12 protein-coding genes are annotated in these 14,971 nt (G+C 69.5%); 4 read left to right on the forward strand and 8 right to left on the reverse strand.

Annotation, left to right across the window (positions count from 1 at the left end; genetic code table 11):
• Window positions 1-548 precede the first annotated feature (548 nt).
• The 3 genes from AB0F41_RS30385 to rfbD are packed head-to-tail and all read right to left on the reverse strand — an operon-like array spanning window position 549 to window position 3,474.
• Entirely contained in the window at window positions 549-1,628 is a 1,080-nt protein-coding gene (locus AB0F41_RS30385) for an NDP-sugar synthase (protein ID WP_357429818.1), read from the reverse strand.
• A 53-nt stretch (window positions 1,629-1,681) separates the two neighbouring features.
• Window positions 1,682-2,593: a glycosyltransferase family 2 protein gene (locus AB0F41_RS30390; protein ID WP_357429820.1), complete on the reverse strand. Its 912-nt coding sequence runs from the start codon at window positions 2,591-2,593 to the stop codon at window positions 1,682-1,684.
• Window positions 2,594-2,604: 11 nt separating this feature from the next.
• Complete coding sequence (rfbD, locus tag AB0F41_RS30395) at window positions 2,605-3,474, reverse strand: dTDP-4-dehydrorhamnose reductase (protein WP_357429822.1); 870 nt, start codon at window positions 3,472-3,474, stop codon at window positions 2,605-2,607.
• A gap of 148 nt (window positions 3,475-3,622) precedes the next feature.
• On the opposite strand from rfbD, the gene AB0F41_RS30400 reads away from it, so the two are divergent.
• The 4 genes from AB0F41_RS30400 (at window position 3,623) to AB0F41_RS30415 (ending at window position 8,777) form a co-directional block, all read left to right on the forward strand.
• Window positions 3,623-5,110, forward strand: coding sequence for an LCP family protein (locus tag AB0F41_RS30400; RefSeq protein ID WP_357429824.1), 1,488 nt, complete (start codon window positions 3,623-3,625; stop codon window positions 5,108-5,110).
• 15 nt (window positions 5,111-5,125) lie between these two features.
• On the forward strand, window positions 5,126-5,845 hold the full coding sequence (locus AB0F41_RS30405) for a TIGR03089 family protein (RefSeq protein WP_357429826.1): 720 nt from the start codon (window positions 5,126-5,128) through the stop codon (window positions 5,843-5,845).
• A 115-nt stretch (window positions 5,846-5,960) separates the two neighbouring features.
• Window positions 5,961-7,265 carry a cytochrome P450 gene (locus AB0F41_RS30410; protein ID WP_357429828.1) on the forward strand — a complete coding sequence of 435 codons (1,305 nt, stop codon included), beginning with the start codon at window positions 5,961-5,963 and terminating at the stop codon, window positions 7,263-7,265.
• 39 nt (window positions 7,266-7,304) lie between these two features.
• Window positions 7,305-8,777, forward strand: coding sequence for an NAD(P)/FAD-dependent oxidoreductase (locus AB0F41_RS30415; protein ID WP_357429830.1), 1,473 nt, complete (start codon window positions 7,305-7,307; stop codon window positions 8,775-8,777).
• On the opposite strand, the gene AB0F41_RS30420 is transcribed toward AB0F41_RS30415, so the two are convergent.
• The 5 genes from AB0F41_RS30420 to AB0F41_RS30440 form a co-directional block, all read right to left on the reverse strand.
• Entirely contained in the window at window positions 8,774-9,700 is a 927-nt protein-coding gene (locus tag AB0F41_RS30420) for a cation diffusion facilitator family transporter (protein WP_357429832.1), read from the reverse strand. The two genes, AB0F41_RS30415 and AB0F41_RS30420, sit on opposite strands and share 4 nt — an antisense overlap.
• A gap of 126 nt (window positions 9,701-9,826) precedes the next feature.
• The gene (manA, locus tag AB0F41_RS30425) at window positions 9,827-11,041 is read right to left on the reverse strand and encodes a mannose-6-phosphate isomerase, class I (RefSeq protein ID WP_357429834.1); all 1,215 of its coding nucleotides are present in this window, start codon (window positions 11,039-11,041) and stop codon (window positions 9,827-9,829) included.
• Entirely contained in the window at window positions 11,041-12,222 is a 1,182-nt protein-coding gene (locus tag AB0F41_RS30430; protein ID WP_357429836.1) for a tobH protein, read from the reverse strand. The genes manA and AB0F41_RS30430 overlap by 1 nt, the downstream gene beginning before the upstream one ends.
• Before the next feature lie 114 nt (window positions 12,223-12,336).
• Entirely contained in the window at window positions 12,337-13,713 is a 1,377-nt protein-coding gene (locus tag AB0F41_RS30435; protein WP_357429838.1) for a phosphomannomutase/phosphoglucomutase, read from the reverse strand.
• A gap of 314 nt (window positions 13,714-14,027) precedes the next feature.
• Entirely contained in the window at window positions 14,028-14,411 is a 384-nt protein-coding gene (locus AB0F41_RS30440) for a DUF3499 domain-containing protein (RefSeq protein ID WP_357429840.1), read from the reverse strand.
• Window positions 14,412-14,971 lie beyond the last annotated feature (560 nt).

The raw sequence follows: 14,971 nt of genomic DNA on the forward strand, positions 1-14,971 counted from the left end.
CCTCGAGACTCGTGGCTTCGCCACATGCGCTTCGAGGGCTGACAGCAGACGCGGGCCGAACCCTTTCAGGGCCTCGCTGAACTCGGCACCGAGGAGGTGGCCCATTCTGTGGACGAGCCCGGCTCGAATCGGAACCGGGTGGTGACCGCCGGTACCGGGCCCGGACGCTGCGTAGCACGGGGCCGCGTTCGCGGAGATCTCACGTCTTTATCCGGATGGTCGCAATCCGTCCTGGGTGGGGCCCGCCCGGTTCTGGAGCGACTAGAGGGAGGGAGCGCAGCGACTGACCGGCGGGAGTGAAGAACCGGGATGCAGGGCCCCACCCTCGAGGCGCGGAGCGCCTCCAAAATTACAGCCCGACCCTTCGCGGAGGGGTCGATCCGAACCCCCTCTTCGCGGTGGGGCCGCTTCAACCCACCTCCCCGACCCTTCGCGGAGGCGTCGATCCGAACCCCTTCGCGGTGGGTTCGCTTAAACCCCCTCCCCGACCCTTCGCGGAGGCGTCGATCCGAACTCTCCTTCGCGGTGGGGTCGCTTCAAAATTACAGCTACACGTCTGTGGAGAAGCGGATGCCGCCGTCGGGGATCTCCACCCCGGGCCAGACCCGGGCGCCGCGCAGCAGTTCGCAGCGGGCGCCGACGCTGGCGCCGTCGCCGATGACGCCGTCGCGGACCAGTGCGCGCGGGCCGATCCGGGCGCCGAAGCCGACGATGGACCGTTCGACGGTCGCGCCCGCTTCCACCTTCGCGCCGTCGAACAGGATCGCCCCGTCCAGCCGGGCGCCCGCGCCCACTTCCGCGCCACGGCCGACCACGGTGCCGCCGATGAGCAGCGCGCCGGGCGCGATTCCGGCGCCTTCGTGGACCAGGGATTCACCGCGTTGCCCGGGCAGTACGGGGGAGGGGGCGATACCGCGGACCAGATCGGCCGAGCCGCGGACGAAGTCCTCGGGGGTTCCCATATCCCGCCAATACGAGGCGTCGACGTGGCCTTGGAGCCGGGCACCCTCGGTGAGCAGGGTGGGGAACACTTCGCGCTCCACCGAGACGGCCCGGCCGGCCGGGATCTTCTCGATGTATTCGCGGCGGAAGACGTAGCAGCCGGCATTGATCTGGTCGGTGGGCGGATCCTGGGTTTTCTCCAGGAACGCCGTGACCCGGCCTTCGTCGTCGGTGGGCACGCAGCCGAAGGCCCGCGGATCGCTCACCCGCACCAGATGCAGGGTGACGTCGGCCCGGGTGGCCTCGTGGGTTTCGAGAATCGCGCGCAGGTCGGTGCCACCCAGCACATCGCCGTTGAAGACCATGACATTGTCCGCGGTGAGCTTGGGCAGCACATTGCGGATTCCGCCGCCGGTGCCCAGCGGTTCGGTTTCGGTGACGTAGTCGATCGTCAGGCCGAATTCGGCGCCGTCACCGAAATGGTCCTCGAACACCTCCGCCTTGTAGGAGGTGCCGAGTACCACATGCTCGATACCGGCGGCGGCGATCCGGGCCAGCAGATGGGTCAGGAACGGGACCCCGGCAGTCGGCAGCATCGGCTTGGGCGCCGACAGGGTCAGCGGCCGCAGCCGGGTGCCCTTCCCGCCGACCAGAATCACCGCGTCCGCGCCTGTATGTGATGCCATGGAGCTCCCTTGTTCCCAACCGACCAACGACCCGGCACAGTACCGGTCCAGAGCTAACCGGCGAGTTCCCGCTCCCGTGCACGCAGAGCGGATCGAACCGCAATCCGGCAGCGCACCGCAAGTCCGGCCCGTAGGGCGAGCCGCAACGGCGCCTGCCACCAGTGCGGATGCCGATCCGCCTGGAAACGGTAGGCGCTCGCGTGGTGGGCGGGCAGCATCTTCTCGGGGTTGCGTCCGGCCGCGTGGCCTTTGGCGTGGGTGACCTCGGCGTCCGGGACGAAGACGTTGTGCCAGCCGGCCCGGCCCATCCGGTCGCCGAAGTCGACATCCTCCATGTACATGAAGTAGCGGGAGTCGAAGCCTTCGATCGAGTCGAAGGCCGCACGCCGGACCAGCAGGCACGATCCGGACAGCCAGCCGACCGCGCGTTCGGAGATCTCCTCGTTCTCCTGCCGGTAGCGGCGCGTCCACGGATTGGATTTCCAGACCGCGCCCAGAATCGCGTGCCCGGCGCCGTCGAGCAGGCCGGGGACCGAGCGGGCGGACGGGTAGACACTGCCGTCCGGTTCCCGGACCAGGGGGCCGACGGCACCGGCGCGGGGCCAGCGGGCCGCGGCCTCGAGCATGATGTCGATGGAGTCGTTGCCCCAGCGGATATCCGGGTTGGCGATCATCACGTATTCGAGATCGGGGTCCAGTTCGGCGACGGCCCGGTTGATGGCGCCGCCGTAGCCGATGTTCCCGCCGGTCGGTAGGAAACGGACATGGGCGTTGGCCTCGGCCACCAGTTCCGGGACACCGTCGGTCGATCCGTTGTCGGCCAGAATGACCTGCGGTTTCTCGGTGGTCGCGGTGGTCAGGGTGCTGATGAAATGCTCGAGATGTTCGCCCGGCGAATAGGTGACCGTCACCACCGCCAGGCGTGGGCGGTCATGGGGTTGATCCGGGGTATCGGAAGCGCTCACAGCGCACCACCCTAATGGGCCACCCGGGCCAGTGCCTCGGTCAGCGCGGATTCCCATGGGCGCAACGGGGTCAGCCCGGCGTCGCGCCAGGCGGCGGCGGACAGCACCGAGTAGGCGGGCCGGGGCGCGGGGCGCGGGAATTCGGCGGATGTGCACGGCCGCACCCGGCCGGGATCGGCCCCGATACCGGCGAATACCGCGCGGGCCAGATCGAACCAGCTCGCCCGGCCGGAGTTCGTGGCATGCAGGACCGCGGGGGCGCCGGGTCCGGCGGCCAATTCGAGCAACCCGGCGGCGAGGTCGGCGGCGTAGGTGGGGGTGCCGATCTGATCTGTCACCACGTTCACGGTGTCGCGTTCGCGCTCCAGCCGCCGCATGGTGGCCACGAAGTCGCCGTCGTCGCCGGAGTACACCCAGGCCGTCCGGACGATCTGGCTGTTCGGGCAGTGTTCGCGGACCGCCCGTTCACCGGCGAGTTTGGAGCGCCCGTAGACCGTCGCCGGGCCGGTGGGGTCGGTGGTCTCGTAGGGGACCGCCCCGGTGCCGGGAAAAACGTAGTCGGTGGAGACGTGAACGAGCCGGGCCCCGGCCCGGGCGCAGGCGCGGGCCAGTACCGCCGGACCGGTCGCGTTGACGGCAAACGCGGCCTCGGGTTCGGATTCCGCTCGATCGACCGCGGTGTAGGCGGCACAATTGAGAACGACATCGCCCGGGCGGACCGCCGATTCCACGGCTGCCGCATCGGTGATGTCGAGCCCGGACCGGGTGTAGGCCCGGGCTTCCGGAACCAGCCGCAGCAGTTCGCGGCCGAGTTGCCCACCGGCCCCGGTCACGAGAAGGCGGGCGGTGAGATCGGTTCCGGGCGGTACTGCGGCGTTCACCGGCCCAGTCTGGCACGCCGTCGGCGGCCGAATCGGGGTCACCCGGGCTGCCGTTGGTTAGCCTGCGTGGTGCGGAAGGTGTTTCGACGGCATACGCGACACGGGTCGGGGTCCTCGACCGATCCGGATGGGGAGAGGAAGTAAACAGGTGGCGCAGCGTGGGGAGCCGACGTTGTGGAGTCCGGTGCGGGTTATCGTCGCATCGGTTGCTCTGATTGTGCTGGTGGGTACCGGGTTCGCCTGGCGCGGTGTGGATTCGCTGGTCTCGAATATCGAACGGATCAGCGATCTCGGCCTGGGCGGCCACAAGGACGGCGCGGTGGACATCCTGCTCGTGGGGGTGGATTCGCGGACCGACGCCAAGGGCGATCCGCTCAGCGACGCCGAACGGGCCATGCTGCACGCGGGCGACGAGATCGGCACCAACACCGATACGATCGTGCTGGTCCGGGTGCCCAACGACGGGCGTTCGGCCACCGCCATCTCGATTCCCCGCGACGCCTACGTCGATATTCCGGACCTGGGCAAGGGCAAGATCAACTCCGCGTACGGGATGACGAAGCAGACCGTTCAGGACGAACTGCTCGCCGACGGTGAATCCGAAGAGGCGGCCGATGCGCAGTCCACCCAGCGTGGCCGCCAGGCACTGATCGAATCGGTCGCCGGGCTAACCGGGATCACTGTCGACCACTACGCCGAGGTGAGCCTGCTCGGGTTCGTCCTGCTCACCGACGCGGTGGGCGGGGTGGACGTCTGTCTGCGGAACGAGGTGGACGAGCCGCTGTCCGGTGCGTATTTCCCGGCCGGCCGCCAGAAACTGGACGGCCCGCAGGCGCTGAGTTTCGTCCGGCAACGCCATAACCTCGAACGCGGCGATCTGGACCGTATCGTGCGTCAGCAGGTGTTCATGGCCCAGCTGGTGCACCAGGTGGTCAGCGCCGACACCCTGAGCAACCCCGGCCGCCTGCGCGAGCTCAGCGACGCCGTGGGCCGCACCGTCGTTCTCGACGAAGGCTGGGATCTGCTGGGTTTCCTCGACCAGTTGCAGGAGCTCACGGCCGGTGAGGTCACCTTCGAGACCATTCCGGTCGCCGATCTCAACGGCACCACATCCAACGGGGAATCGGTGGTCCGGGTCGATACCGGCGAGGTCCAGGACTATGTGGCGGCCCTGGTCGGGGAGGAACCGAGCGGGACGGCGTCCGAGTCCGGGAGCACCGGCACCTCCACGGCGCCGCAGATCACGCCGGGGCTGGTGGAGGTCGCGGTGTACAACTCCAGCACGGTCTCGGGGCTGGCCTATACGGTCTCGCAGGAACTCACCGCCCTCGGTTACGTCGAGGGCGAGGTGGGTAACTATTCGGACGGGCCGGTCTCGCAGAGCCAGGTGCGCGCCCCGTCCGCGTCGGATCCGGCCGCGAAAGCGGTCGCCGCGGCGCTCGGCGGGTTGCCGGTGGTCGCGGATCAGTCGGTCGCGGCGGGGACGGTGAGCGTGGTTCTGGCGAGCGACTACGCTGGCCCAGGATCCGGTAGCGAGAATGTGATCGATTTCGGCGAGACGTCGACGTCGGCCACCCCGGTACCGCCCGCGCCGCCCATCGCGGCGGCCGAAGACGGACCCACCTGTGTGAATTGACCGCGAAAGCAGACGATGCGCGACATAGACCAGGCCACGACCCTTCCCGAGGCGCTACTCGAGCCGATTCTGGAGCGCGAACCCGCCGCGCCCCGCGTCACCTGGTACGACGACGCGATCGGCGCCCGGATCGAACTCTCCGGGCTCACCCTGGCCAACTGGGCCGCCAAAACCGCCAACCTCATCCGCGACGAATTCGGGCTCACCCCCGGCGCCCGGGTCGCGGTGCTGCTGCCCGCGCATTGGCAGACCGCCGCGGTACTGCTCGGCTGCTGGTGGGCGGGCACGGAAGTGGTGCTGGGTCCGGATCCCGACGCGGAGCTGGTATTCGCCGCCGCGGACCGGCTGGACGAAACCGAGGATGCCGCCGAGGTCGCGGCGCTGTCGCTGGACCCGATGGGCGGGCCGGTGCGTGATCTCCCGATCGGTGTCACCGATTACGCGACCGCGGTCCGCGTGCACGGCGACCAGTTCCTGCCCGGCGGCGCCGGCGCCGCCCTCGACGGGCTGCCGGTCTCGGATGTGCTGGTGGCGGCGCGGAAATCCGCTGCCCGGCAGGGTCTATCGGAAACCGACCGGGTGCTGTCGTCGGGGAGCTGGGATACCGCCGACGAGCTCATCGATCGTTTCGTCGCAGTCCTGCTGGCCGGTGCCTCGCTGGTGCAGGTGACCGATCCCGATCCCGCGCTGCGGGCGCGGCGCGTGGAGAGCGAACGCGTGACCCGCCTTCTGTGACCCCGTCACCTCCTACTACGGTAGGTCGCGAATTCCGACCACGGCAGGTTCCGCGATCCCGGTGGTGTCCGTAGCGTTCCAGGAGGACGCGACGGTGCGACGACGGAGGGGCGGCATGAAACCGCAGTACGTGTATCGATGGGTGAACAACCACGGCGTCATCCGGGCTTTCAAGAAGACCAGGTTGCGTCGCGGTGATGCCTTCACGCGGTTGAACGGCAGTGCGGAGGGGATCGAGAACCCGTACGCGGTCATCGAGGAGCTGCGCGGTTCGGGCGGATTGCGCCGGACGTACCCGGTATGGAGCACCTTCGACTACGAATTGGTCCGGGAGATGCTGCGGGACAACCGTTTCGGTGTCGGTATGCCCACCCTCCTGCCCACGCCGCGGATCGTGCTGCGCGCGTTGAACCACAGCGAGGCCCCGGCCAACCCGGTCGATCCGCCGTCGATGCTGGTGATGGATCAGCCGGAGCACACCCGGCTGCGCAAACCCGTCACCACGGCCTTCACACCGCGCGCCGTGGCCCGGCTGCGGGACCGGATCGCCACCGTCACCGACGAACTGCTCGATGCGCTGCCCGACGACGGGCCCACCGATCTGGTCACCCGGTACGCGTCACAGGTGCCCATCGCGATCATCTCCGAGATGCTCGGTTTCCCCGACTCCGATCGCGCGATGTTCCTGCGCTGGGGCGACGACATCAGCCCCCTGCTGGACCTCGGGATCTCCTGGCGGACCCACCAGCGGGCGATGGAATCCTCCGAGCGGGTGCACCGGTATCTGGTCGACCATATCGAGCGGCTGCGCGCCGAACCCGGCGACGATATCCTCAGCAGCCTGGTGACCGCGGGCGATCTGTCGACCCACGAACTGTGCGCGTCGGCGACGCTGCTGATGGGCGCGGGTTTCGAGACCACGGTCAATCTGATCGGCAAGGGCATCGTGTTGCTGCTGCGCAATCCCGATCAACTCGCCCGGTTGCGGGCCGACCCGGAGCTGTGGCCCAACGCGGTCGAGGAGATCCTGCGTTTCGACCCGCCGGTGCAGACCACGGCCCGGACCGCCCGCCAGGATCTGGAGATCGCGGGTCACCGGTTGCGCCGGGGCTCCACCGTGGTGCTGTCGTTGGCCGGCGCGAACCGCGACCCCGCGATGTTCCCCGATCCGGCCCGTTTCGATATCACCCGGGACAATGCGAAGAGCCACCTGGCGTTCAGCAGCGGAATCCATGTCTGCCTGGGGGCGGGCCTGGCCCGGATGGAGGGCGCGTACGCCCTGCGCGCACTGTTCGAGAATTTCCCCGATCTGCGCCTGACCGGACCGCCCGCGCGGCGTCAGCAGTTCACCCTGCACGGCTACGAGCATCTGCCCGCCCATACCGGGCCGCGCGTGCGCAGTCCCCAGCCCACCGGGTAACGGCGCGGCGGCGTCGGGGTCTGCGGCAGAATCGGAGGTATGGCTGACGTCGTGGTGGTCGGGTCCGGTCCCAACGGACTGGCGGCCGCGGTGGTCCTCGCGGGCGCCGGGCTCGAGGTGGAGGTCTACGAAGCGGCCCCGGTTCCGGGCGGCGGCTGCCGGACCGCGGAGGCGACGCTGCCCGGGTTCCGGCACGATATCTGCGCCGGCGCGCATCCGATGGCGTTGGCGTCACCGTTCTTCCGGGCTTTCGACCTGGCCGCGCACGGCGTGGAGTTGCTGGTGCCCGAAGCGTCCTATGCGCACCCCCTCGACGGCGGGGTGGCCGGGGTCGCCTGGCGGGATCTGAATCGGACCGTGCGCGAACTGGGTGCCGACGGTGCCGCGTGGGGTGGACTGTTCGAGCCCCTGGTCCGCGACTGGCCGGCCGTGGTGCGGACCGCGATGTCGGATATGCGGCATCTGCCGCCGACCCCGGCGACCATCCGGTTCGGTCTGCGGCTGCTGGAGCAGGGCTCGCCCCTGTGGAACGCGCGATTCTCCGGGCCGATCGCGCCCGCCTTGTTCACCGGGGTGGCCACGCATGTGGTCAGGCCGCCGCGGGCGTTGCCGGCGGTCGGGGCGGGCCTGCTGCTGGCCACCCTCGCACATGCCGGTGGCTGGCCGGTACCGCGCGGCGGTAGCCAGGCGATCGTGGACGCGCTGGTCGCCGAACTCCATCGGCGCGGCGGCCGGGTGATCACCGATCACACCGTCGATTCGGTCGCGGAGTTCGGGTCGGCGCGCGCGATTCTCTGCGACACCTCCCCGGCCGAACTGGTCCGCCTCGCCGGGGACCGGCTGCCCGGCCGCTACCGTCGCGGCCTGCGCCGGTTCCGCTACGGACCGGGCTCCTGCAAGGTCGATTTCGCGCTCTCCGGACCGGTGCCGTGGCAGGCTCCGGGCTGCGCCGAGGCGGGCACCCTGCATCTGGTGGGCAGCCGCGCCGAGGCGCTGGCCGCCGAACACGCGGTAGCCGCCGGAATACACACCGACACCCCGTACACGCTGGTCATCCAGCCCGGTGTGGTCGATCCCGGCCGGGCGCCCGAGGGCCGGCACACCCTCTACGCCTACGCCCATGTACCGCACGGGTCGACCCGCGATATCAGCGAGCAGGTGATCGGCCAGATCGAACGATTCGCACCGGGTTTCCGGGATCTGATCCTGGCGAAACATACCCGGACGGCGGCGCAGCTGTCCGCCTACAACACCAACTATGTGGGCGGCGATATCGGGGCCGGTGCGATGACCCTGGGACAGACGGTGTTCCGGCCCACTCCGCGCTGGAATCCGTACGCCACCGGCGTACCGGGGCTCTACCTGTGCTCCTCGGCCACTCCGCCGGGCGGCGGTGTGCACGGGATGGCCGGCCTGCACGCGGCCGGCCATGTGCTGCGCACCGTATTCGGCCGCGGAGACGATCCCTACGATCTGGTCGCCGGGAATCGTGCCCCGGCCGCCGGTCGCTAGGCCTTCGCCGCGGGCTCCCGGTACAGGTCCGGTTCGAGGTAGATCACGCGGGCGGTCGGCACGGCCGCCCGCACCCGGGCCTCGGCTTCGTCTATACCCGCCGCGATCTGCGCGATATCCAGACCCGGCGTGACCGCGACCTTGGCGGCGACCAGCAGTTCCTCCGGCCCGATGTACTGCGTCTTGATATGGATGAGCCGGTCGATCGTGGTGCCGTCCACCAGGTTCTCCCGAATCGCGAGATCCTCGGCGGCGGTCGCGCCCTCACCGATCAGCAGGCTGTGCATCTCGATGATCAGGATGATCGCGATAACACCCAGCAGCGCGCCGATGGCGAGCGTACCCACACCGTCCCAGACCGGGTCACCGGTGAGCATGGTGAGCCCGACACCGCCCAGCGCGAACACGAGACCGACCAGCGCGCCGGTGTCCTCCAGCAGCACCACCGGCAGTTCGGGGCTGCGCGAATTGCGGATGAACTGCCACCAGCTCGCCCGGCCCTTGAGCGGCCGCGATTCCTTGACGGCGGTGGTGAAGCTGTACACCTCCAGCCCGATCGCGATCACGAGGATGACGATCGCGACGATGGGGGAGGACAGCTCCTCGGGATGCTGGACCTTGTGGATGCCCTCGTACAGCGCGTATACCGAACCCAGGGTGAACAGCACCAGCGCCACCACGAACGAGTAGAAGTACCGGCTGCGGCCGTAACCGAACGGATGCAGTTCGTCGGCCTCCTGCTCGGCGCGGTTCTGGCCGAACAGCAGCAGCCCTTGGTTGGCGGTATCGGCGACCGAGTGCACACCCTCGGCCAGCATCGACGCCGAACCCGTGATCGCCGCGCCGACGAACTTCGCCACCGCGATCCCGGCATTCGCCGTCAACGCGGCGATGATCGCCTTCTTACCTCCACCAGCCGACATCGAGCCCCTCCTGCGTTCGGGTCAATCATCCGGTCCGGTACGGCACGTACCGTGACCGCGCAACAGCCTATGCCAGGCAGCGGCGTCCGGTCTCTCCGGAGGATTCCCGCCCGGTCCGTGCCCGGGTCACCAGGATCCGACGCAGGCGCAGAACAGGCTGGCCGGACCACCGGCGGCCTGGGCGCGGATATCGGTGTCGGCCGCCGAGATCCAGGCCGCCGTACCCCGGACGAGCTCCACCTGGGTGTCGCCGTCCAGCAGTCGCGCCGATCCGGCCGTGCACAGGACGATCCCGGGTCCGGCGTCGGTGAGCGGGACCAGTGCCGAACCCGCGGTGAGATCGAACCGGCGCAGCGAGAACTCCGGTGCGGGAGTCGGATAGCGCACCGAACCGTCGCCGGCCGGCTGCGGCAGGACCAAGGGCAGATCGATGGGCTCGAAATCGAGGACCTTCAACAGTTCCGGTACATCGACGTGTTTCGGAGTGAGCCCGCCGCGCAGCACATTGTCCGAGTTGGCCATGATCTCCACACCGATCCCGCGCAGGTAGGCGTGCAGATTGCCGGCGGCCAGGAACAGGCCCTGCCCGGGCTGCAGGGTGATGCGGTTCAGCAGCAGTGCCGCCAGCACACCCGCGTCTCCGGGATAGGCCTCGGCCAGTTCCAGCGTGGTGCGCGCCTCGGCGGCGAATTCCCGTTCGGAATTCGACAGGTAGCGCACACATCCGTCGAGTACGGCCGGCAGCAGGGTGTCCAGCACCGTCGGCGGCAGGGTGATCCAGCTGGTGAACAACGTTCGCAACCCGTCGGAATCCGGTTGCGCGGCCAGCAGATCCGCGTACTGGCCGAGTTCGGCGACCGCCAGCGCCCGGAACAGATCCACCGTGCGCAGCGGATCGCGGAAACCGGCGAGCGCCTCGAACCGCTCCAGCGCCACCACCAGTTCCGGTTTATGGCTGTCGTCGCGGTAGTTGCGCATCGGCGATTCGAACGGCACCCGGTTGCGGTTCTCCCGGGCGAATCCGGCCCGCGCCTGTTCGGCGCTGGGATGGGCCTGCAGCGAGAGCGGCTCCTCGGCGGCCAGGATCTTCAACAGGAACGGCAGCCGGTCGCCGAAACGGCCCGCGGCCGGGCCCAGCTCCCCGATCGGATCGCCGGACACCACCTCCAAGAGCGATCTGGTGCCTTCCTCGGTGTGGATATAGGCCGGATCGGCCGGATGCGCCCCGAACCAGAGTTCGGCCTCCGGATGTGCGGAGGGGACCGGACGACCGCAGAGTTCGGCGAGCGCGGTGCGCGAGCCCCAGGCGTACGAGCGCAACGCACCCACCAGTTCGTGCACTAGTAGCGTCCCCCGTCGTAACTGCCGGGATCTCGCGCGGTGACCGCGCGGCCGCCGATGATCCGCAGATAGGCCGCCGCCATCTCCCAGCGCAGCGCCAGCACAGCGAGACGTTCGATCTCACCGCCGGTCGGCGGGTCCGCCGGTGCACCGGCTTCGACGCGTGCCGGGTCGGCCGGGACCGCTTCGAGATCCGCGGTGACCAGGTCGGCGTCGACGGTCGCCCCGGTGAACACCGCGAGTTTGCGGTGGGCCGCGACGGTATCGGAATCGGTACTGCACAGGAAGACCCGGCGCTTCTCGACCGGCGGGGGCCCGTCGAGCTGCTCATCGTGGAACAGCGGATCGTAATCGGGTGCGGCGGCCTCGGCGGCCGCCGAAATCCGCGGCAACGCCGCCACCGCGACGGCGTGATCCACCGCTGTCGCCGCCCGGCCCGCCGACTGCAGCAGCACCTCCGCGGCGTGCACGGCCAGTTCGGTGGTGGCGGGGGTGTCACCGGTGAGGATCAGCCCGCGCTGCTGGGTCCGGGCGGCCAGATTCTTGGCCGGATTGCGGAACACCTCATGCAACGGGCCGTCGCGCAAAGCCTCGGTATCGAGCAGATCGGCCAGGTCCGCGAGTTCGGGCAGGGCCGCCACGCCGCGGGCCGGGTCGAGCGCGCGCAGCACCGCGATTCCGACCGCCAGATACCGCAGCAGGCGGTTGTCGTCCAGCACCGGCACCCGCGGCTCCAGCAGCATGGCGTGTCCGGCCGCCGCCGCGCGTAGCGGACCCTCGTTCGGCGCGGCCACCACAACCTCGGCGCCGCGCCGCTGCGCCCGGTCGACCGCGTCGATGAGCCGGGGATCGCCGGCGTCGTCGCCCGCGGCCAGCACCACATCCAGCGGCCCGGCCCACGAGGGTACGGAGGTCACCGGGACCAGAGGCAGCCCCGCCCGGTCGCCCAGCGCGGCGACCAGCAGCGCGGCGGCGCGGCCGGCCCGGCCGGGGCCCGAGACCAGCAGCAGGCTTCGGGGCCGCAGACCGTGCAGGCGCGCCAGCGCGTCCTCCGCCACGGCCGCGGCGACGGCACGCACCTGGGCGCCGCCGGATGCGGCGGAACGCAGGGCGCCGCCGTTATCGGACGCCTCGAGCATTGCGGCATCGTCCAGATCGAATACCGGGGTATCAGCGATCATCGGGCGTGGCACCTCCCCTCATCGCGCTGTCAGCGGTCTCGGCCGCCACCGCCCGGGTCGTGGACACCGGGCCTGGAACGGGCGAATCCACGGTGTGTATTTCCACTATTCCAGTCAGGCCCGGACGATGCGCAGGATCTCGGTCACGAGTGCGTCTACTTCCTCCGGCGACCGTGCTTCGACGTTGAGCCGCAGTAGCGGTTCGGTATTGGAGGCGCGCAGGTTGAACCAGGCGTTGTCGGGCAACTGCACGGTCACGCCGTCCAGCCGGTCGACCGAGATCGCGCGGCCGGAGAAGGCGTCGAGCACCGCGCCGGTCCGTTCTGCGGCGTCGGCAACGGTCGAGTTGATCTCGCCGGACGCGGCGTAGCGGGTGTAGGACGCCATCAGCTCCGAGACCGGACGTTTGTCCTCACCGAGGGCCGCCAGCACGTGCAGGGCCGCCAGCATGCCGGAATCGGCGCCGAAGAAGTCGCGGAAGTAGTAGTGCGCGGAATGCTCCCCGCCGAAGACCGCCCCGGTGCTGGCCATGAGCTGTTTGATGAAGGAATGCCCCACCCGCGACCGCACCGGGTTGCCGCCGAGTTCGGCCACCAGTTCGGGCACCGCGCGCGAGGTGATCAGATTGTGGATGATCGTGGCGCCGGACTCCTTGGCGAGCTCCCGTTCGGCCACCAGCGCGGTGATCGCCGACGGTGACACCGGTTCACCGAGTTCGTCGACCACGAAGCAGCGGTCGGCGTCGCCGTCGAAGGCCAGGCCGATATCGGCCCCCGATTCGCGGACCAGGGCCTGCAGATCGACCAGATTCTTCGGGTCCAGCGGATTGGCCTCGTGATTGGGGAACGAGCCGTCCAGCTCGAAGAACAGCGGCACGATCTTCACCTGCGGCAGGGCGCCGAGAACGGCCGGCACGGTGTGGCCGCCCATCCCGTTGCCCGCGTCGACGGCCACGGTCAGCGACCGGAGATCGTCCAGGTCGACCAGGCCGCGCAGGAACGCGGCGTAATCGGTCAGCAGATCCGCTTCCGTGGCCGTCCCGGGAGTGCCGTCGTAGCCGGGAACCCCGCGGGTCACTTCCTCCGCGATCACGGCCAGACCGGTGTCCTGCCCCACCGGCAGCGCCCGCGCCCGGCACAGTTTGATCCCGTTGTAGCGGGCCGGGTTGTGGCTGGCGGTGAACATGGCGCCCGGGCAGTCGAGCTCACCGGACGCGAAGTACAGCTGATCCGTGGACGCCAGCCCGATATGCACCACGTCGAGTCCCTGGGCGAGCACGCCCTCGGCGAAAGCCGCCACCAAACCGGGGGACGAGGTGCGCATATCGTGTCCGATCACGACGCGCCGCGCGTCCTCGGCCCGCATGAGCCGGGCGAACGCCGAGCCGGTATCGCGGATGAAATCGGCATCGAGCTGTTCCCCGACCACACCGCGGATGTCGTAGGCCTTGATCACCGCGTTCACGGACTCGGCAGAGCGGGCGACTGTCATGGCGACCAGCCTATATTTTTGGCATCGCCTCCGGCGCCGCAGGGTCGGGCCCCGACAACCCGGTTCGCGACTCCCACCGGTCGGTCCGGAACCCCGCGGGTCCCACCCACCGCATGCGACCATCCGGACAAAACGCGAGAGCACCCATCCCGCCCTACCGTCCACGACACCTGACCCGGTACCTACGACACCTGAACCGGTACCCGGGACACCTGAAAGGGTTCCGCGATCATGTAAGTGCTCAAAGGCCGCACCCCATGGTCAGTGCGCGCACATCGCACATCGCACATCGCACATCGCCTGGCGGGCAGCTCTCAGCTGGGAGGATCGGGGAGCACGCGGAGATGGCCGCGGCGGCCGGTACGCGTGGGACGCGGAGGCGGCGTGTGCTCGCGATAACCGCGCTGTTCGGGCTCGGGCGGGCGCCGCCGCAGGCCCGCCTCCCGGACCGCCTCGGCGAGAGCGGTGAGATCGTCGTCATCCGGGCTGTTGGCGAATCCGCCCTCGTGCCGGACCATATCCCAGCCCTTCGGGGCGGTGATCCGGGACGCGTGGGTGGCGCAGAGGTCCCAGGAATGAGGTTCGGCGACCGTCGCCAACGGGCCCACCACGGCGGTGGAATCCGAGTAGACATAGGTAAGCGTCGCGACGGCCGGATTCTTGCAGCCGGGTCGGCAGCAACGACGCATGGAGATCACGTTGTCGAGAGTAACCCGGCGGGCAGTCCGGAGTGGAGAGACACGCTCACATATCCCGGTGTGGGTGCGCACACTCTGCACGGGTTGCGGCCGTTGAACACTCACACGATCGCGTATTGCTTCAGGTGCCCCGGGTGCCGGTTGAAGGCGGTGTGCGCGACCGGCGAGGGGTTGCGGGTTTTCAGCACTTACCTGGTCGCGGAACCTGGTCAGGTGGTTGAGCGGGCTTGTTCGTGAAGGTGGGGAGGTGATCTTGCTGGTCGAGGTGGGGGAGGTGGCCTTGCCCGCGAGGGTGGGGAGGTGACTTTGCCCGGGAGGGTGGGGAGGTGACTTTGCCCGCGAGGGTGGGGAGGTGACTTTGCCCGCGAGGGTGGGGAGGTGACTTTGCCCGCGAGGGTGGGGAGGTGACCTTGCCCGCGAGGGTGGGGAGGTGACCTTGCCCGCGAAGGTGAGAAGGTGACCTCGCCCGCCAAGGTGCTGTGTTTATTGGCGCGCTGGCGCGCGCGGGGTTCGGCCCCCTGAGCGTCTGCTGTCAGCCCTCGAGACTCGTGGCTTCGCCA

Source organism: Nocardia sp. NPDC024068 (assembly GCF_040638875.1).
Classification (GTDB): domain Bacteria; phylum Actinomycetota; class Actinomycetes; order Mycobacteriales; family Mycobacteriaceae; genus Nocardia.

What these genes read in the sequence shown, in the direction of transcription:
- AB0F41_RS30385 (WP_357429818.1), bottom strand. Translation starts at nt 1,628, where the DNA reads ATGGCATCACATACAGGCGCGGACGCGGTGATTCTGGTCGGCGGGAAG.
- AB0F41_RS30405 (WP_357429826.1), top strand. Translation starts at nt 5,126, where the DNA reads ATGCGCGACATAGACCAGGCCACGACCCTTCCCGAGGCGCTACTCGAG.
- AB0F41_RS30410 (WP_357429828.1), top strand. Translation starts at nt 5,961, where the DNA reads ATGAAACCGCAGTACGTGTATCGATGGGTGAACAACCACGGCGTCATC.
- AB0F41_RS30415 (WP_357429830.1), top strand. Translation starts at nt 7,305, where the DNA reads ATGGCTGACGTCGTGGTGGTCGGGTCCGGTCCCAACGGACTGGCGGCC.
- AB0F41_RS30420 (WP_357429832.1), bottom strand. Translation starts at nt 9,700, where the DNA reads ATGTCGGCTGGTGGAGGTAAGAAGGCGATCATCGCCGCGTTGACGGCG.
- AB0F41_RS30430 (WP_357429836.1), bottom strand. Translation starts at nt 12,222, where the DNA reads ATGATCGCTGATACCCCGGTATTCGATCTGGACGATGCCGCAATGCTC.
- AB0F41_RS30435 (WP_357429838.1), bottom strand. Translation starts at nt 13,713, where the DNA reads ATGACAGTCGCCCGCTCTGCCGAGTCCGTGAACGCGGTGATCAAGGCC.